Raw genomic sequence first — 18,840 nt, 5'->3', positions numbered from 1 at the left:
GCCGTGCCGCCCTACGCCGGACCTCCCGTTGCTTCCCGATCCGGTGATGCCGCCAGCCCGCTGCGTCTGCTGGCTTATCTCGCACTGGCCATCACCCTGATCGTGCTTGACGACCAGGCCGGCTGGCTTGCGCAGCTGCGCGGGCAGGCCAACAGCCTGGTGCAGCCGGTATGGGCACTGGCGGGACTGCCGGGCAAGCTCGGCAACCAGGTCAAGGACTCGGCGGCCAGCCACGGCCAGCTGGTCAACGAGAACCGTGAACTGCGCAACCAGCTGCTGCTGGCCAACGCCCGCCTGACCCGCCTGCAGACCGCCGCGCTGGACAACGCCCAGCTGCGCGAACTGCTGAACGTGGCCGAGCGCAGTGGCCTGGACGTGCAGCTGGCGCCGATCCTGGACATCGACCTGGATCCGGTGAAGCAGCGCCTGGTGCTCGACGCCGGCAGCCGCGAAGGCGTGCACGTCGGCCAGGCGGTGATCGATGCCGGCGGTCTGATGGGCCAGGTGATCAGCGTCACTGGCGGTACCTCCACCGTGCTGCTGCTGACCGACCCCGACCATGCCGTTCCGGTGACGGTGGCCCGCAACGGCGTTCGCCTGATCGTCTACGGCCGCGGCGACAAGCTGGAACTGCGCGACATCCCGCTCAGCGCCGGCGTGGAAGTGGGGGATGAGATCGTCACCTCCGGCCTCGGTGGCCGCTTCCCGGCCGGCTTCCCGGTCGGCACCATCACCGGCCTGCGTCCGGACGATACCCATGCCTTCCTGGTCGGCGAACTGAAGCCGGCGGCGCAGCTGGATCGCGGCCGCGACGTGCTGCTGCTGCGCCCGGGTGCAGCAATTCGCTTGCCTGCGGCCAGCGAACTGCCGCCGACTGCACCTTCGGTGCAACCGGCCCCCGCATCCTCCCTTACCCCCGCGCCTTCGGCGCGCCCCCCTCAACAAGAGGGGGGCTCTCCACCCGATGCTGGGTCGGCGACGGTAGTGCCGGCCGCTGCCCGGCAACCGACCGCGCCGGAGGCCCAGCGATGAGCCGCCTGCGCGACAACCCGTGGGTGCTGCCGGCCAGCCTGGTGGTGGCGCTGCTGCTGGGCCTGCTGCCGTTGCCGGCGCTGCTGCAGCCGCTGCGCCCGTATTGGCTGGCGCTGGTGCTGGCCTATTGGGTGATTGAAGCGCCTGAGCGTGTCGGCCTGGGCGTCGCTTTCGCCAGTGGCGTGATCGCCGATCTGCTGTACGGCGGTGTACTCGGCGAACAGTCGCTGCGGCTGGTGATGCTGGCCTTCATCCTGCAGCGTTTCCGCGCCCGCATCCGCTTCTTCCCGATGTCCCAGCAGATGCTGGCCATCGGCGGCCTGCTGTTCAACGACCGCATCGTCAGCGCGCTGGTCCACATCGTGGTGGATGAGCCGACCCTGCCGTGGTCGTACTGGTGGGCACCGCTGCTGGGCATGGGCCTGTGGCCGCTGGTATTCGTGCTGCTGGACGCGGTGCGCTTCGGCAAGCGCGGGCGCTGAGCCATGATCCCGCGCCGCCAGGTCAAGAACCCCCACGCCGAAGCCGAACAGTTCCGCCGCCGCGCGGCGCTGGGCTTCCTGGGTGTGCTGGTCTGCCTGCTGGGCCTGGGCGGCTGGTACTTCAAGCTGCAGGTGCTGGACCACGACGTCTACGCCACGCGCTCGGAAGCCAACCGCATCAAGCCGCGGCCGGTGGTGCCCGGGCGCGGCATGATCTACGACCGCAACGGCCGCCTGCTGGCCGAGAACGTGCCGGCCTTCCGCCTGGACGTGACCCCGGACAAGGTCAAGGACATGGACGCCACCCTGGAAGGGCTGGCGAAGATCATCAGCATCAGCCCGGAAGAACTGGAAGCGTTCAACAAGTCGCGCAAGGCGCGCCGCAAGTTCCTGCCGGTCACGCTGAAGCTGCGCATGAGCGACGAGGAGATGGCACGCTTCGCCGTCGACCGCTGGCGCTTCCCCGGCGTCGAGCTGGAACCCTATCTGACCCGTCGCTATCCCTATGGCGACCTGTTCGCGCACATCATCGGTTACGTCGGCCGCGTCGATGACAAGGACCTGGAAATCCTCGGCGAGGGCAATGCCGCGCTGACCCACATCGGCAAATCCGGTCTGGAGCGCTATTACGAGCAGCAGCTGCGCGGCAAGGTCGGCTACGAGCAGGTCGAGACCAACGTGCAGGGGCGTGCGATCCGCACCATCGGCCGCGTCGCCGCGCAGTCCGGCGCCGACCTGCGGCTGTCGATCGACGCCGACCTGCAGCGCGCCATGGTGGCCGCCTTCGGCGACCAGGAAGGCTCGGCGGTGGCGATGGACCCGCGCACCGGCGAAGTGCTGGCGATGGTCAGCCTGCCGTCCTACGACCCCAACCTGTTCGTCAACGGTATTTCCCATGCCGACTTCAAGGCGCTGAACGACAACCCGTCGCGGCCGCAGTTCAACCGCCTGGTGCTGGGTGGCGTCGCGCCCGGTTCCACGCTGAAGCCGCTGATCGGCCTGGCGGGCCTCGATTCGGGCGTGCGCCGCCCGGAAGACAAGGTGCTGTCCACCGGCATGTTCTACCTGCCCGGCACCTCGCGTGGCTGGGGTGACTCGCACCGCGGCGGCCACGGCTGGACCGACCTGCGCAAGTCGATCGCGCAATCGGTCAACACGTACTACTACAAGCTGGCGCTGGATCTGGGCATCGAGCGCTTCGACCATTACATGGAGTACTACGGCTTCGGCCAGCCGACCGGCATCGACCTGACCGGCGAGATCGGGGGCATCCTGCCGTCGCCGGCCTACAAGCGGAAGAGCCGCAAGGAAGCCTGGTATCCGGGCGATACAGTCAACATCAGCATCGGCCAGGGTGACTGGAAGGTCACTCCGCTGCAGCTGGCGCGGGGCGTCAGTGGGCTGGCCAACGGGCAGCTGCGCACGCCCCATCTGGTGATCCAGCAGCGTGCGGGGTTCGACCACGACTGGATGGCGACCGACCCGGGCGAGAGCAAACCGGTCAGTCCGAACCCGAACAACCTGCAGGCGGTGCGCGAAGGCATGATGGCCACCATGCTGCCTGGCGGCAGCGCTGCGCGGATGGCGGCCGGCGCGCCTTACACGATGGCCGGCAAGACCGGTACCGCGCAGGTCATCAGCCGCAAGGGTACCGCCGCGGTGAATCCGAAGAGCCTGCCGATGCACCTGCGCCACCGCGCGTTGTTCGTCGGCTTTGCGCCGGTCGAACAGCCGGTGATCGCGCTGGCGATCGCAGTGGAGGGCGGTGGTTACGGCGGCGCGGCGGCAGCGCCGATCGCACGCAAGGTGTTCGACGCCTACCTGCTGGGCAAGATGCCCGAAGGCATGCAGCCGCTGGACAGCGAGCGCGGCACCACCGCCATCGGTGCAACCGCATTCGACAACGAAGATGTGGGCGCGCGCCAGGCCGGTGACCTTGCTGCGGCACAACTGGGGGAACACCCCGTGCTGATTGGCGTGCCTGCGCCGGAACCGGCACCCGCACCGCAGCCAGGGACGCCGGCCGCCGCGGCGTTGCCGGCCACGCCACGCCCGACCACCGCGGAGCCCGCACGATGAGAGTGTTCCTGCGTTGGGCCGGCGACATGCTGCGCCGCTTCTTCAGCACGCTGGACTGGGTATTGTGCCTGGCCCTGGGCGCGCTGATGGTGATCGGCCTGGCCACCTTGAAGAGTGCCGGTGGCGACGGCCTGGTGATGGCCCAGGGCGCGCGCTTCGCAGTGGGTATGGCCGCGCTGTGGGGCATCTCACGGGTACCGATCCTGCGTATCCGCTCGGCCACACCTATGATCTACGCGATCTCGATGATCCCGTTGCTGGCGGTGTTCGTGCTCGGCACCGGCAAGTACGGGCGGCAGTGGCTGGACCTGAAGTTCTTCTACCTGCAGCCGGCCGAACTGCTGAAGGTCAGCCTGCCGATGATGGTGGCCTGGTACCTGCACAAGATGCCGTTGCCACCGCGCTTCAATACCGTGCTCGTGTCCCTGGTCATCATCGGCGTACCGACCGGCCTGGTGATGCTGCAGCCGGACTTCGGTACCGGTGTGCTGATCGCCGCCAGCGGCGTGTTCGTGTTGCTGTTGGCCGGCCTGCCGTGGTGGTGGGTCGGGCTGGGCGTAGGTGGCGTGGCTGCGGTCGCGCCGGTTGCCTGGTTCTGGCTGCTGCGGCCGTACCAGAAGGACCGCATCATGATGTTCCTGGACCCGGAGATGGATGCGCTGGGTGCTGGCTGGAACATCATCCAGTCGAAGATCGCGATCGGTTCCGGCGGCTTCGATGGCAAGGGCTGGGGCGAGGGCTCGCAGTCACATCTGAACTTCATTCCCGAGCAGACCACCGACTTCGCGTTCTCGGTGCTGAGCGAGGAGTTCGGCTGGATCGGCGTGGCCACCGTGCTGGCGCTGTACCTGGTGGTGATCGGGCGCTGCCTGTGGATCGCCAGCCAGTCGCGCGATTCCTATTCGCGCCTGCTGGCCGGCGCCACCGGCCTGGCGTTCTTCGTCTACGTGCTGGTGAACGGCGGGATGATCTCCGGCCTGCTGCCGGTGGTGGGCGTGCCGATGCCGCTGATCAGCTATGGCGGTACCTCGGCGGTCTCGCTGCTGGCCGGCTTCGGGTTGGTGATGGCCGTGCGTAGCCACAATCCAGTGCACGGCGGCTACGGGTAACACCGGCCGCGCCTTTCATCGCGCTTCCATATGCTCGATTGCTTCTCGCTGTTCTGTAGAGTCGAGCCGTGCTCGACTGCTTCTGCTGCATGAAAGGCAGTCGAGCACGGCTCGACTCTACAGACGCAGAAGCACCCTGACAGCTTCACGCAAGCGCGCGTTGTTACCGTGGCCAGCGTGGACTGGAAACGAATGCTTGGCGGCTGCCGTGAGGCGGTGCGCACGATCGACCTGCCGTTGCTGGTCGCGCTGTTGATCCTGATGGGCGCGGGGCTGGCGGTGCTGCACAGCGTGTCCGGTCCGGTCACCGGGCAGGCGGCGCGCTTCGCCGGTGGCCTGCTGGCGATGTGGCTGCTGTCGCGTGTTTCGCTGCTGCGCCTGCGCGCGTGGACACCGGCGCTGTACGCGCTGTCGATGCTGCCGCTGATGGCGGTGTATGTGATCGGCACCGGCAAGTACGGGCAGCGCTGGCTCAACCTCGGCGTCTTCTACCTGCAGCCCTCCGAGCTGCTCAAGCTCAGCCTGCCGTTGATGATGGCCTGGTACCTGCACCGGCAACCGCTGCCACCGTCACCACGCACGGTACTGACGGCCGCAGTGCTGATCGGCTTTCCCGCCGTGCTGATCCTGATGCAGCCCAACCTCGGCACCGCCACGCTGGTCACCGCCAGCGGCGTGTTCGCGTTGTTGCTGGCGGGCCTGCACTGGGGCTGGGTGGCCACCGGCGCGGTGGGGCTGGCGGTGGCCGCGCCACTGGCCTGGCTCGGCGTGTTGCGGCAGTACCAGAAGGATCGCGTACTGACCTTCCTAGACCCGGCAGCAGACCCGCTCGGCACCGGCTGGAACATCCTGCAGTCGCGCATCGCGATCGGTTCCGGTGGCTGGCAGGGACGTGGCTGGGGGCAGGGCACCCAGGCCACACTGGATTTCCTGCCCGAGTACACCACCGACTTCGCGTTTTCGGTGCTGGCCGAGGAGTTCGGCTGGATCGGTGTGGCGACGCTGTTCGCGCTGTACCTGTTCGTGGTCGGGCGTTGCCTGTGGATCGCAGTGCACGCGCGCGACACGCATGCGCGGTTGCTGGCCGGCAGCCTGGGGCTGGCGTTCTTCGTCTACGTATTGGTGAACGGTGGAATGATTTCCGGCCTGCTGCCGGTGGTGGGCATTCCGATGCCGTTGATCAGTTATGGCGGGACATCAGCGGTCTCGCTGCTGGCCGGCATCGGACTGGTGATGGCTGTGCGTGGGCACCGACCCGTGCACGGGGGATAGGGTTTCCAGCCAACGGCGCAGCCCCTCGTGGGTGGTCGCGCAAAGCAGTTCATGGGTGGGGCCGGGTAGATGGGCTGCGCAGGGGACGCTGCAAGTACGTCCATGTAAGCTCGGTCGCCGCATCCATGCGGCTCACGCCCCTGCGCAGCCCATCTACCCGGCCACGGACAGGTTCCGTGCGCGTCCACCCACGGAGAAGAAAAAGAAGATCAAAAGCAAAAGCGGCCTGGCGGGTCGCTTCCTTGCTTTGTGTAGAGCCGAAGGCAGCGGCAGGAGCCGCTGCCAACGTCGCTCACGGCGACGGCCCGAAGGGTGCCGGTCAGGACGACCGGCATAGCCATGCTCGGCTCTCGAGCAAGCGCAGCGCGCGACCCGCTTGTGATCTTCTCTTTCTTCTCCGTGGGTGGCAGACCACCGAAATCTGTCAGAGGGCGGTCGGGTTGGGTATGCGGGGGTGTCAGCCGCATGGATGCGGCTGCCAAGCCTCCAGGGACGGATTCACGGCGTCCCCCGCGTACCTAACCCGACCGGCCCACCCGCGGCTTCTGCTTTCCGCAACACACCCCACCCACGAGGGGCTGCGCCGTTGGCTGGAAACTTCCTGACTCTGCGCAACGCCCGTTGTGGAAGCGTTCTCACAACGATGCACGGCAGCACGCCCACTGACCAAAGTCCGGAAAAAGCGTTAGCTGGTTCACACTTTTACAGCGCGTTGATCTTGATCAATGGACTTGTCGTAATCGGCCTGCACAATGGCGGCCCGTTCGGCACGGCGCGCCGTCAATCGTTGCAGCGCGAGGGGGCGTCGGGCGGGAAGCAGTACTGATCCAACGGGTACAGGGAGCGCGGAGCACTGCCACTGGGGAGCGGCAGCCGCGCGGGTACCGACCGGATCCGGTCGCCGGTTGCGTCTGCGGGGATGGGGACGCAACCGGCAACCTCTATCTGAATGGGGAAGTGTGATCACGACGTCTTCACATTTCCCGCTGCTCGCAGGCAAATCGTTGTGATTCATGGTGTTAGGGGTTTTAATTCATCCATGACCTGCTAACCTGCGACGATGATTCGACGCACTCTGGCCTGCATGCTCACCCTCGGCCTGGTCGCCTGCGCGACCCAGCCGAAGTCCCCACCGTCTTCGCCCCAGGCCAGCAGTACGCCGCGCCAGCCCGCCGCCAAGGCCCATGGCCCGGCCGAGGCCGCGCCCGAAGCCGCTGCCGCCACCGCGCCGCCGGTCGATCTCACCCCGGTGCCGTTCGAGGTCGCACGGGCCCGCTTCATTGCCGATACCGCCAAGCGCTATGGCCTGAAGCCGGAGCAGATCAGCAGCGTGCTCGACCAGGCGCAGGTGCGCCAGCCGATCATCGCCGCGATGTCGCGCCCGGCCGAACGGGTCAAGCCGTGGAACGAGTACCGGCCGATGTTCATCAGCAAGGCGCGCATCGATGGCGGCCGCGCGTTCCTGGCCCAGCATCGCGCCGAACTGGATCGCGTCCAGCAGCGCACCGGTGTGCCGGCCGAAGTGATCGTGGCGATCATCGGCGTGGAAACCAGCTACGGGAAGAATGCCGGCAGCCACCGCGTGCTGGATGCGCTGTACACGCTGGCCTTCTATTACCCGCGCAGCGGCGACCCGGCCAAGCTGGAACGCGAAGTGCGCCGCGAGCTGTTCTTCCGCGATGAGCTGGCCAAGCTGTTCGAGCTGGGCCGCGAAGAGAACCTGGACATCACCACGCTCAAGGGCAGCTATGCCGGCGCGATGGGCATGGGCCAGTTCATGCCGTCCAGCTACCTCGATTACGCGGTGGACGGTAATGGCGACGGCCGTCGCGACCTGTTCACCAGCTACGACGACGTGTTCTCGTCCATCGCCAACTACTTCGTGAAGAAGGGTGGCTGGGTGCGTGGCGGGCAGGTGGCCGTGCCGGCCACGTTGGCGCCGGGCCGCGAGGAATTCAATCCGACCGAATGGATGCCGACCTGGTCGCTGGCCGACCTGGCGAAGCGTGGCTACCAGCCCAGCGCAGCGGTGCAGCCGGACGCCACCGCCACGCCGATCACGCTTGAAGGCAGCACCGGCAAGCAGTACTGGCTGGGCTTCCAGAACTACTACGCGATCACCCGCTACAACCTCTCGAAGATGTACGCGATGGCCGTGTTCCAGTTGTCCCAGGCCATCGCCGGACAGGAGCTGCCCCCGGCATGAACATCAGATGGCTGGTCCCAGGCTTGATCGTCCTCGCGCTGGCTGCCTGCAGCAGCGCGCCGAAGAAGCCGGCCACGGCCGGCCATGGTGGCAAGTCCGGCGGCACCCTGGTGCAGGGTCGTGGCTCGCGCCCGGCACACTGCCCGGAAGGATCGCCCTACGCGGCGGCCAAGGAAGACCTGAGCACCCGCGGCAACTACACCGCCGGTGGCCTGTACAAGCCGGGCGTGCGTGACAGCACGCCGGACTACATTCCCAACGTGGCCTGCATCCCCGAGCCGGAAGTGACCGCGGAAGAACGCTCGGCGATCGGCAACAAGACGCCGTACGTGGTGCTGGGCAAGTCGTACAAAGTGCTCGACGACACCCGCAACTATGTCGAGCGTGGTACTGCGTCGTACTACGGTGCCAAGTTCCATGGCCGCCTGACCTCCAACCGTGAGGTCTACGACATGTACCAGTTCACCGCTGCGCACAAGACGCTGCCGCTGCCCAGCTTCGCCCGCGTGACCAACCTCGACAACGGTGAGTCGGTGATCGTGCGCGTCAACGATCGCGGTCCGTTCCATGATGGCCGCGTGGTCGATCTCAGTTATGCCGCTGCCGTGCGCCTGGGCATCACCCAGCGCGGCACCGGCAACGTGGAAGTGCGCGCGCTGCAGCCGGGTGAGGGCAACCTGCTGGCGCAGAAGCCGTCGCGCCGCGAGCGTCGTGCTGCGGAAGCGGCCGCCGCCAGCGCTGTAGCCAGTGCGCGCCCGGCACCGACCGCGCGTGCCGCCGCCGACAGCGACATCGATCGCCTGGTCAAGGGGCTGCCGGCCGATGGCATGCCGGCGCGTGGCCAGCCGGCCACCACCCAGGGCGTGGCCAGCACCGTGCCGGATGTGGCGGTCAGCAGCCTGCCGCCGAGTGCTCCGCCGGTGCGCAGCACCACATACGCGCCAGCTCCGGCGGTCGTTGCCAGCACCACGCCGCGCGCCGCTGCGCAGGCACCGGTCCGCACCGCCGCCGCTACCCCCAGCCTGTCGCAGCAGGTGGTGGGCGCAGTCATGGTGCAGGTTGCCAGCTTCTCCAACCGTGACAACGCCAACCGCGCGATGGGCCAGCTCAACGCCGCGGGCATCGTCGGTGCCACCATCAGTGACATCGCCGCCGGTGGCCGTACGCTGTTCCGCCTGCGCGTTCCCGCCAGCGACCATGCCAGTGCCGCGGAACTTGTCGGCCGCATCGCCGGTCTGGGGCTGGGTTCGCCGCAGATCGTCAAGGATTGATCCACCCGGGCCGGTGCTGCCGGCCCATGCTGCCCCGGCCTTACAATGGCCGCTACGTTCCACCCTCCATTCCCGGCCGTCCCCTGGAGCCTGCTGTCCAATGAATTTCCGTTCCGCCGCCACCGCCCTGGCCGCCACCCTGGTGGTGGGCCTGGCTTCCGCCCAGACGCCGCTGCCGACTCCGGCCACGCCGGCGCCTGCCGCCGCCGCTGCCGCCCCGGCCACCGTCGCCACTCCGCCGGCGCCGGCGCCGAGTGTGTCCAAGGCCTGGGTGCTGATGGATTACGCCACCGGCCAGGTGCTGGCTGGTGAAAACATCAACGAACAGCTGGCTCCGGCCAGCATCACCAAGGTGATGACGTCCTACGTGATCGCCGCCGAGGTCAAGAACGGCAAGGTCCGTGCGGATGACCAGGTGATGATGAGCGAACGCGCCTGGCGCGAAGGTGGCGCGGGTACCGATGGCAGCTACAGCGGCTTCCCGGTCAACCAGACCGCGCGCCTGGAAGACATGGAAAAGGGCATGGCGATCCAGTCCGGCAACGACGCCGCGATCGCCCTGGCCGAGCACGTGGCAGGCAGCGAAGAAGCTTTTGCGTCGCTGATGAACAGCTATGCCGCCAAGATCGGCATGAAGAATTCGCACTTCGTCAACGCCCATGGCCTGACTGCGCAGGGCCACCACAGCACCGCCTACGACCTGGCGCTGCTGGGCCGTGCGATGGTGCGCGATTACCCGGAAACCTACGCGTACAACAAGATCAAGGAATTCCAGGTCGGCAACATCAAGCAGCCGAACCGCAACCTGCTGTTGTGGCGCGATGGCAGCGTGGACGGCATCAAGACCGGCCACACCTCGGAAGCCGGTTACTGCCTGATGAGCTCGGCCCAGCGCGGCGACCAGCGCCTGATCGCCGTGGTGCTGGGCGGCCAGTCGGAAAAGCAGCGTGCCGATGACAGCCTGGCCCTGCTGAACTGGGGTTTCCGCTTCTTCGAGACCCACCGCCTGTACGAGCCGGGCAAGGCCGTGGCCGAGCACAAGGTCTGGAAGGGCACCACCGACAAGGTGCAGCTGGGCGTGGCCCAGCCGATGCTGGTGAGCGTGCCGCGTGGCCGTTACAACGACCTGAAGCCGAGCATCGACGTGCCCAAAACCCTGGAAGCACCGTTCACCGCCGGCCAGCAGATCGGCACCGTGAAGGTGATGCTGGATGGCAAGCTGGTGGCCGAAGCGCCGCTGGTGGCGGTGGCTGCCGTCGAACAGGCCGGCTTCTTCAAGCGCCTGTGGGACAGCTTCTGGATGTGGTGGGAATCGGAATGATCCACGCCCCGGCGTGGTGAAGGAAAAGGCCGGCAAATGCCGGCCTTTTCTGTTTCGGGATGCCGCTTGCGCATGAATCCTGCCGGATGTGGGTAGTGCCGGCCGCTGGCCGGCTCCTCATGAACCCATCCGGATATGCCGGCCCCGGTGTGCCGACCAACGGTCGGCACCTACCTACAGCGAGCGGCTGATGGTGAAGCTGCCGAACACCGGCGCTTCGCGCTGGCCGTTGAACTCGCGCGTGCTGTGGTAACGCGCCGCGGCGAACTTCCAGCGTCCGTACATCACCGCCACGCCATAGCCGCCGTAGGCCACCACATGGCGCTTGTCCACACTGTGGCTGTTGCGGAACGTGTTGCCATCCAGCGTGATGTCACGGATCACCCAGGCGGCGTCCGAGGTCGCGAACAGGTGCCAGGACCAGCCATTGGGACGGCCGCCGCGGGTCGGCGCAGTGTTCTCACCGGCCGGGCGCAACGGCGTGCTGCCGAAGTCGTCCGGCAGCTTCCAGCCGAAGCGCACTTCACCGCCGAGATTGGCCTTGGTTTCCAGGTTGCCGATTGATCCGCCGTAGCGGCTGATCGCGTCCCAACCCCAGCCGTCGGCATTGACGCTGGCATCGCCCGGCCAGCGGCGCATGCGCTCATGGGTCAGCATGAACAGGGGCTCGTTGTGCAGCTGGTTGTCCCAGCCCTTGAATTTCTCGTCGCCCAGTACTTCGTGCACCGCATTTTGCACCTGCTTGCCCTGTGCCCACGGGCCAACCACGCCCAGCGTCAGCTGGGTGGTCTGCAGGCGGTCGCCGCTGCGCGCATTGAAACCGAAGTTTGCGATCAGTACGCCGGCGTAAGGGCGGTCGTCCTCGATCAGGTCCCTGCGGCTGAAATCGGTCGGGGTGAAGATGCCCTGGCCGATGCTGAAGATCATGTTCTGCTGTTCGAACTTGCCCGGATGCAGCCCTTCCAGGTACTGGTTCACCCAGCGGGCCATGCGTGGCAGGCAGGGGTCGTCGGTGTAATCGACCAGATTGGGCGAGACCAGGGTCAACAGTGCACCATTGGTATAGCCCTGGTCCTGGTGGCGGCCGCCGAACAGGTCGTTGTCAACGCGGAAATTGACCTGCGGAGGGTGGTCGCGCATCGCGTCCGGGCCACATTGTTCGGCCGCCTGGGCGGCGAGGGGGAGGGCAGCAGCCAGCAGGCCGGACAGCCCGAGGGCTGCAAGGCGGCGTTGGGAAGGGGGGCTCATGTGGAGGTTTTTTCTGTCTGTCGTTATATGCCGCGACACGGTACTCGTGCGGGCGTGATGGAACGAGCGCGTTCGAATCACTTGTCTGTTCCGAAAACGACATTGTCTCGTGAAGACAATCCTGCACTGTCCTGCGGCGCCCCAAGGGGCAACGGCCAATGCTGAACGGCCGTTCAGCTGCAACGCAGCGACTCACCGGTGCACTGTTTGACGTTGATGAATACTCTTGGGTTTGTTGGCCTGCGGCCCGATAATGGGGGCATGGAAATCAAGTCCGACAACCCCGACCACGGCTTCCAGTTCCCCGGCCAGTTCGAGCTCAGTGCCATGGGCCCGGCCAACCGCGGCCTGGAACATGAGCTTCCCCGCCTGCTGCTGGCTGCCGGCATCGATGTGGTGAATGAACGCATCAGCTGGAAGCATTCCTCCAACGGCAAGTACGTGTCCGTGCGCATCGTGTTCAAGGCCGAGAGCCGCGAAAAGTACGACCTGGCGCACCAGGCACTGCGCGACCACCCGGAAGTGAAGTGGACGCTGTAGCCGACAGCTGCCCGGCCGAAGCCGCCCCGGAAGACCGCGCGCCGCGCCCGGCGCTGGTCCGCGACCTCGGCCGCCAGGCCTATGAACCGGTGTGGCGCGCCATGCAGCGCTTCACCGACCAGCGCAGCGAGGCCGACGCCGATGAGCTGTGGGTGGTCGAGCACGACCCGGTATTCACCCTGGGCCAGGCCGGCAAGGACGAGCATGTGCTGGCGCCGGGCGAGATCCCGGTGCTTCACGTGGACCGCGGCGGCCAGGTGACCTATCACGGCCCCGGCCAGCTGGTGGTCTATCCGCTGCTGCGCCTGCCACGGCTGGGCATCGGTGTGCGCGACTACGTGTGCCGCATCGAGCAGGCCATCATCGATACCCTGGCCGAGTGGAACATCGGCGCCGAACGCCGTGAGGGCGCCCCGGGCGTCTACGTCGGTGGCGCCAAGATCGCCGCGCTCGGCATCCGCGTGCGCCGCGGCTGTACCTTCCATGGCCTGGCCTTCAACGTGGCCATGGACCTGGAACCTTTCCACCGCATCAACCCCTGTGGCTATCAGGGGTTGCAGGTGACCTCGGTAGTAGACTTGGGCGGGCCCTCCGGGATGGAGGCCGTCAAGCCGGTGCTGCTGGACCACCTGGCCCGCCAGTTCGGCCTGCTGCTGCAGCCCACGCCCGAACTGCCTGATCTTTCTGCGGCCGCCTGACCGCCCCCCGGAACTGCCATGACTGAAACCACCGCCCGTTCCATTCCCCTGCAGATCGTGCAGGGCGACTCTCCGTCCGCCGCGCCGTTGCAGGCCGGGGTCAAGCAGCTGGGCGGTGACAAGATCAACCGCTCGCCGGTGCAGTTCGCCGATGCGCCGGTGCTGCGCAAGCCGTCCTGGATCCGCGTGCGCATTCCCTCGGGCAATGCGGTGCAGAACCTGAAGGCCAAGCTGCGCGAGAACCGCCTGGTGACGGTGTGCGAGGAAGCCAGCTGCCCGAACATCCACGAGTGCTTCGGCCACGGCACGGCAACGTTCATGATCCTCGGCGAGGTCTGCACCCGCCGCTGCTCGTTCTGCGACGTCGCCCACGGCCGCCCGAAGCCGCCGGATGCCAACGAACCGGCCAGCCTCGGCCAGACCGTGGCCGACATGGGGCTGAAGTACGTGGTGGTGACCAGCGTCGACCGCGATGACCTGCGCGACGGCGGTGCCCAGCACTTCGTCGACTGCATCAGTGCCATCCGCGCGAAGTCGCCGGGCACCCGCATCGAAGTGCTGACCCCGGACTTCCGCGGCAAGGGCCGCATGGAGCGCGCGCTGGAGATCCTGGCGCAGAACCCGCCGGACGTGTTCAACCACAACATCGAAACCGTGCCGGACCTGTACCGCAACGTGCGCCCGGGTGCGGACTACCAGTGGTCGCTGAACCTGCTGAAGAACTTCAAGGCGCAGCACCCGGACGTGCCGACCAAGAGCGGCATCATGCTGGGCCTGGGCGAAGAGTTCGAACAGATCAAGGCCACCATGCGCGACCTGCGCGCGCACGACGTGGACATGATCACCATCGGCCAGTACCTGCAGCCGACCGCGCACCACCACCCGGTGCTGAAGTACTGGACCCCCGAGGACTACAAGGCGCTGGAAGACTACGGCTACGAGCTGGGCTTCAGCCACGTGGCCTCCGGCCCGATGGTGCGCTCGTCGTACCACGCCGACGTGCAGGCCAAGGGCGCCGGCGTCTCCTGACGCCCCAGGCGGGTGCGGACCGTTGGTCCGCACGCCTTCGCCAAGCACGGCCCGGCGCTGCCAATGGGTGCCACCACCATCGTGGGTGCGGACCGTTGGTCCCACGCCTTCGCCTGCATTCACAATTTGCTACACCGGCCCCGCTAGGCTGGTTTTCCACCGAGCGCGGCCGGGTGACAAACCCGGCAACTTTCGGCACTGTCGTGGTGTCTTAACACCCCGCAGTCTCCCCCTTGGCAAGGCGCCTCCGAGCACGTCAATGAAATTCAAAGCCCCCGCATTCCTGATGGCCCTGGCGCTGGTCGCGCCGCTGGCGCTGGCGGCCAAGGCCGATTCGCCGGCATTGCCCGCTGCGGCAACCGCCGATCAGGTGACCACCTCCAAGCTGGTGTACGGCCTGCTGTCCGACAGCCGCTACGCGTACCGCCCGCGTGCGCTGGACGAGGCCACCTCCAAGGACGTGTTCAAGCGCTACCTGGAGACGCTGGACGGCGGCAAGCAGTACTTCACCCAGGCCGACGTGGCGCGCTTCGCGCCGTTCGAAGCCAACATTTCCTCGGCCATCCGTGGCGGCGAGCTGGAGCCGGCGTTCCAGGTGTTCGCGGTCTACAAGCAGCGCGTCGGCGAACGTGTGGCCTACGCGCGCAAGCTGCTCAAGCAGGAGCCGGACTTCACCACCGACGAGCGCTTCGAATACGACCGCAAGAAGGTGCCGTGGGCGGCCAGCAGTGCAGAGCTGGATGAGCTGTGGCGCAAGTCGGTCAAGAACGACTGGCTGCGCCTGAAGCTGGCCGGCAAGAAGCCGGACGACATCCGCAAGACGCTGGACAAGCGCTACGCGACGCTGGAGAAATCGGTCAATGAACTGAAGGGCGAAGACGTCTTCCAGTTCTTCATGAACTCGTACACCAGCGCCGTTGACCCGCACACGGATTACTTCACCCCGCGCACCGCCGAGAACTTCAACCAGGCGATGTCGCTGTCGCTGGAAGGCATTGGTGCGCAGCTGCAGCGCCAGGACGACGTAGTGGTGATCCGCGAGATCATCGCCGGTGGCCCGGCCGCAGTGGATGGCACGCTGAAGCCGGGTGACCGTATCGTCGGCGTCGGCCAGGGCAAGTCCGGCCTGGTCGAGGACGTGATCGGCTGGCGCATCGACGACGTCGTGGCCAAGATCCGCGGCGCCAAGGATACCCAGGTCAAGCTGGAGTTCATCCCGGCTGCTGAGGGCGCCGACGGCAAGCACCACACCCTGGTGCTGACCCGCCAGAAGGTGCGCCTGGCCGAACAGGCCGCCAAGGGCGAGACCATGACCATTCCGGCCGCCAACGGCGAGCCGGCGCGCAAGGTCGGCGTGATCAAGCTGCCGACCTTCTACCAGGACTTCGAAGGCCGTCGCCGCAACGCGGCAGACTACGCCTCGGCCACCCGCGACGTGGCCAAGCTGCTGGCCGGCTTCAAGAACGACAAGCTGGACGGCGTGGTGCTGGACCTGCGCAACAACGGTGGTGGTTCGCTGGATGAAGCCATTGAACTGACCGGTCTGTTCATCGAGCAGGGCCCGGTGGTGCAGGTGCGCGAGTCCGGTGGCCGCGTCACCGTCAACAGCGACCGCAACCAGGGCGTGGCATGGGATGGCCCGCTGGCAGTGCTGATCAACCGCGGTTCGGCCTCGGCTTCGGAAATCTTTGCCGGTGCCATCCAGGATTACGGCCGTGGCCTGGTGATCGGTGAGACCAGCTTCGGCAAGGGCACCGTGCAGAACATCGTCGACCTGGACCGTTGGCCGAGTGGCGAGACCCAGCGCTTCGGCCAGGTGAAGCTGACCATCGCCCAGTTCTTCCGCATCAGCGGCAGCAGCACCCAGCACAAGGGTGTGGTGCCGGACCTGGCGTTCCCGGCCAGCGTCGATGCCACCGAGTTCGGCGAGAGCACCTACGACAACGCGCTGCCGTGGACGCGCATCGCTGCCGTGCCGCACACCCAGTACGGCAACTTCGCGCCGCTGCTGCCGAAGCTGGAAACCCGCCATGACGCGCGCATCGCCGCCGACAAGGAATTCCAGTGGTGGAACGAGGACGTGCAGCAGTTCCGCACCGAGGCCGCGAAGAAGTACATCTCGCTCAACGAGGCCACCCGCCGCGCCGAGCGTGAGCGCCAGGACACCCAGCGCAAGGAGCGCCAGGCGATGCGCAAGGAACTGGGCCTGGCCCTGGACCCGCTGGCCGATGACAGCAACGACGACGGCCTGACTGGCAACGAGCGCGACATCGTCAAGGATGCCGCCCGCGAGAAGGCTGCCGAGAAGCGTCCGGACCCGCTGCTGCGCGAGTCGGCCTCGATCCTGGCCGATGCGGTGAACCTGCTGGCCAATGATCGCCCGCTGTCGGCGCAGGTGCTGCCGCAGTCGACCGGCGCTGGTCGCTGGGCGGACTGAGCCGGCGACGGCATGTGATACCCGAGGGGCCGGCATTGCCGGCCCCTTTCTGTCTGGGGACCTCGTTCACGGTAGCGCCGGGCCATGCCCGGCGAGCGAAGTGCCACAAACGACTTAATCCCCTCCGTCCCCTTTTCTGTGCATGAACCGGCAGCAACGGGGTGGCTCGGTCACGCCGGTTTCAACCTGCCGCACACGGCCGCAGGGCTACCCTTGGCGGTACCGTCCTCGCAGGAGTACCCATGCGGGCCTCCCGTCTTTCCAGTGCTGCCGTGGCGCTCGCCAGCGCCCTGATCCTGTCGGCCTGTGGTGGCCGCGCCGCCGACAGTACGTTGCTGCGCGAATCCTTTGATTCCGGCGACACCTTCTCGCGTACCGTCGATGGCCGCCCCGGTGACGCCTGCGAGGCCGCGCGGCGCACCCTGCTCAGCCAGGGCTACGCCATCGCCCGCTCCGACGAAGCGCAGGTGGAAGGCAACAAGAACTTCCAGCCACGCGAGGATGATCACGAGCAGCTGGTGCTGCGCATCTCCTGTGCGCCGCGTGGCAGCCAGACGCTGGTATTCGTCAGCGCGGTGCAGGACCGCTATGCGCTGAAGAAGAGCCCGACGTCGGCCAGCGTGGGCGTGGGTGCATTGGGCTCGGTGTCGCTGCCATTCGGCAGCAATGACGATTCGCTGGTAAAAGTGGCCAGCAGCACCGTCACCGATGCCGGGTTCTATCAGCGCTTCTTCCAGCGCCTGCAACAGTACCTGCCTGCGGATGCTGGCAGACCCGCACCGCCTGCGCTCGCACCTCCCGAGCCTGCATCGTCTGAGCCCGCACCGGCCCGCAGCACGGATCAAGGGTGATCGTGCGCGGCAGGTTGATGGGCGTGGCACTCCTGCTGATGCCCGCGCTGGGCATTGCGTCCGCAACGCCGGACTGCACGCAGGGCCTGCTGCAGCGGCTGGGATGGCGCTTTGACGAGGTCACGGCCGGTGCACCACAGGTGCACGGCGGCCCGGTGTGTACACGTGCCTCGCTGGCTGAAGCACAGGCGGCAGGCGATCTGCGCGTGGGGTGGCCGGCCGGAATGTCCGCTGCAGCACGCCAGGCGTCGCTGCAACAATTGCTGGACGATCCGGCCACGGTCTGTGCCTATGCGTTCCAGCTGGGCGCAGCCACGCAACGTGCGGCCTCGGCACTGCAGGACAACCCCACCTTCCGCTTCTCCGGCCCGCAGCTGGGCTGGATCGGCTTCGGCCTGCAGGGCCCACGCGCGCAAGGCTGGCAGCGCACACGCAGTTTCGGTCGTGGCTTCGTGCCGAGCGCGGGCAACAGTCATGCACTGGAGGCGTTCTACAGCGGTGCCGTGCGTGCCGAATGCGGGGTCGGCCGCCAGGTCGCGCAGTTGGCCACGCAACGAGAGCTGTATGGCGATGCCGCGTTCGATGCTGAGTTCGCTGCGGATGAACTGTCGATCGGCACCTTCCTCGCCCTGCACGATACCGACAGCATCCTGCTCGGCGCACATGCCGGCGATTTCTTCGCCGATGGCAAGGCGGTGCGCACCTCGGCGATGGGGCGGCAGGCCTTCGTTGGCGTGCCCGGTTTCATCGAACATGTGTACGACAAAGGCACGCTGGACGACCTGAGCAACCAGGCCGAGAACTTCGTGGTAGCCGACGTGGGCGCAGATGCTGCGCAGGCACTGGCGATGCACGGTGGGCTGGCCTGGTACGACCAGCGCAATGTCGAACTCTGGAAACTCGCGCAGGGTATCCCGCGCATCGGCCAGCGCTACTTCGAGCGCCTGCTGTTCGAGCGCGATCCCAACCTTCGTGCACGGCTGGAACCGCGCTACCACGACACGCTGGCACGCATGGACCAGCTGCTGGACGATCCGTTCTACCAGCAGTTCGTGATCTATGTGCATCCACGCGGTATACGTCCCATCGGCTACCACATCGCCCGCCTGCTCGATCGCAACCCGCGGACGCCGTTTTCGATCGACCTGGCGGTGCACAATCTGCATACCACGCTCTACCGGCGTTGGCGCGAGGCGCAGCTGCGCCAGTGCGCGGCTACCGGCAGGCCAGGCAGCCTGACCCTAGACCCCAACTGAAGGTGAAAC

Annotated in this window: 15 protein-coding genes; 14 read left to right on the top strand and 1 reads right to left on the bottom strand. The window is 67.1% G+C overall.

The window, feature by feature from the left end:
- Nucleotides 1–3: 3 nt before the first annotated feature.
- The 8 genes from mreC (at nucleotide 4) to ACZK2R_RS19875 (ending at nucleotide 10,772) form a co-directional block, all read left to right on the top strand.
- The gene (mreC, locus tag ACZK2R_RS19910) at nucleotides 4–1,032 is read left to right on the top strand and encodes a rod shape-determining protein MreC (RefSeq protein ID WP_180838667.1); all 1,029 of its coding nucleotides are present in this window, start codon (nucleotides 4–6) and stop codon (nucleotides 1,030–1,032) included.
- A complete protein-coding gene (gene mreD, locus ACZK2R_RS19905; RefSeq protein WP_032130319.1) occupies nucleotides 1,029–1,514 on the top strand; it encodes a rod shape-determining protein MreD in 486 nt (161 codons plus the stop codon). Before mreC ends, mreD begins: the two co-directional genes overlap by 4 nt.
- A 3-nt stretch (nucleotides 1,515–1,517) precedes the next feature.
- Entirely contained in the window at nucleotides 1,518–3,593 is a 2,076-nt protein-coding gene (gene mrdA / locus ACZK2R_RS19900; protein WP_180838666.1) for a penicillin-binding protein 2, read from the top strand.
- A complete protein-coding gene (gene rodA / locus ACZK2R_RS19895; RefSeq protein ID WP_032130317.1) occupies nucleotides 3,590–4,702 on the top strand; it encodes a rod shape-determining protein RodA in 1,113 nt (370 codons plus the stop codon). The genes mrdA and rodA (ACZK2R_RS19895) overlap by 4 nt, the downstream gene beginning before the upstream one ends.
- A gap of 192 nt (nucleotides 4,703–4,894) precedes the next feature.
- Nucleotides 4,895–5,974: a rod shape-determining protein RodA gene (gene rodA / locus ACZK2R_RS19890; protein WP_478482529.1), complete on the top strand. Its 1,080-nt coding sequence runs from the start codon at nucleotides 4,895–4,897 to the stop codon at nucleotides 5,972–5,974.
- Nucleotides 5,975–7,034: 1,060 nt separating this feature from the next.
- A complete protein-coding gene (gene mltB, locus ACZK2R_RS19885; protein ID WP_180838665.1) occupies nucleotides 7,035–8,180 on the top strand; it encodes a lytic murein transglycosylase B in 1,146 nt (381 codons plus the stop codon).
- Nucleotides 8,177–9,451, top strand: coding sequence for a septal ring lytic transglycosylase RlpA family protein (locus ACZK2R_RS19880; protein ID WP_049400490.1), 1,275 nt, complete (start codon nucleotides 8,177–8,179; stop codon nucleotides 9,449–9,451). Before mltB ends, ACZK2R_RS19880 begins: the two co-directional genes overlap by 4 nt.
- Before the next feature lie 100 nt (nucleotides 9,452–9,551).
- Entirely contained in the window at nucleotides 9,552–10,772 is a 1,221-nt protein-coding gene (locus ACZK2R_RS19875) for a D-alanyl-D-alanine carboxypeptidase family protein (protein WP_032130313.1), read from the top strand.
- A 174-nt stretch (nucleotides 10,773–10,946) separates the two neighbouring features.
- Here the strand turns inward: ACZK2R_RS19875 and ACZK2R_RS19870 are convergent, their stop codons facing one another.
- Nucleotides 10,947–12,020, bottom strand: coding sequence for a lipid A deacylase LpxR family protein (locus ACZK2R_RS19870; RefSeq protein ID WP_478487540.1), 1,074 nt, complete (start codon nucleotides 12,018–12,020; stop codon nucleotides 10,947–10,949).
- Nucleotides 12,021–12,281: 261 nt separating this feature from the next.
- On the opposite strand from ACZK2R_RS19870, the gene ACZK2R_RS19865 reads away from it, so the two are divergent.
- The 6 genes from ACZK2R_RS19865 to ACZK2R_RS19840 all read left to right on the top strand — a co-directional run bounded on the left by ACZK2R_RS19865 (nucleotide 12,282) and on the right by ACZK2R_RS19840 (nucleotide 18,831).
- Nucleotides 12,282–12,560 carry a YbeD family protein gene (locus ACZK2R_RS19865; RefSeq protein WP_180838664.1) on the top strand — a complete coding sequence of 93 codons (279 nt, stop codon included), beginning with the start codon at nucleotides 12,282–12,284 and terminating at the stop codon, nucleotides 12,558–12,560.
- Nucleotides 12,548–13,258 carry a lipoyl(octanoyl) transferase LipB gene (gene lipB, locus ACZK2R_RS19860; protein ID WP_032130311.1) on the top strand — a complete coding sequence of 237 codons (711 nt, stop codon included), beginning with the start codon at nucleotides 12,548–12,550 and terminating at the stop codon, nucleotides 13,256–13,258. The genes ACZK2R_RS19865 and lipB overlap by 13 nt, the downstream gene beginning before the upstream one ends.
- Before the next feature lie 18 nt (nucleotides 13,259–13,276).
- Nucleotides 13,277–14,287: a lipoyl synthase gene (gene lipA / locus ACZK2R_RS19855; protein ID WP_049421379.1), complete on the top strand. Its 1,011-nt coding sequence runs from the start codon at nucleotides 13,277–13,279 to the stop codon at nucleotides 14,285–14,287.
- 259 nt (nucleotides 14,288–14,546) lie between these two features.
- Nucleotides 14,547–16,724 (top strand): carboxy terminal-processing peptidase, encoded by a 2,178-nt coding sequence (locus ACZK2R_RS19850; RefSeq protein WP_032130309.1) that lies wholly within the window; start codon nucleotides 14,547–14,549, stop codon nucleotides 16,722–16,724.
- A 242-nt stretch (nucleotides 16,725–16,966) separates the two neighbouring features.
- A complete protein-coding gene (locus ACZK2R_RS19845; RefSeq protein WP_180838663.1) occupies nucleotides 16,967–17,575 on the top strand; it encodes a DUF2242 domain-containing protein in 609 nt (202 codons plus the stop codon).
- 17 nt (nucleotides 17,576–17,592) lie between these two features.
- Nucleotides 17,593–18,831 carry a hypothetical protein gene (locus ACZK2R_RS19840; RefSeq protein WP_180838662.1) on the top strand — a complete coding sequence of 413 codons (1,239 nt, stop codon included), beginning with the start codon at nucleotides 17,593–17,595 and terminating at the stop codon, nucleotides 18,829–18,831.
- Nucleotides 18,832–18,840: the final 9 nt, after the last annotated feature.

The sequence above is a fragment of the Stenotrophomonas sp. 96582_Sma genome (genome assembly GCF_056480905.1).
Note: the sequence above shows the minus strand (reverse complement) of the source record. Positions and strands in the feature narration are given on the sequence as shown.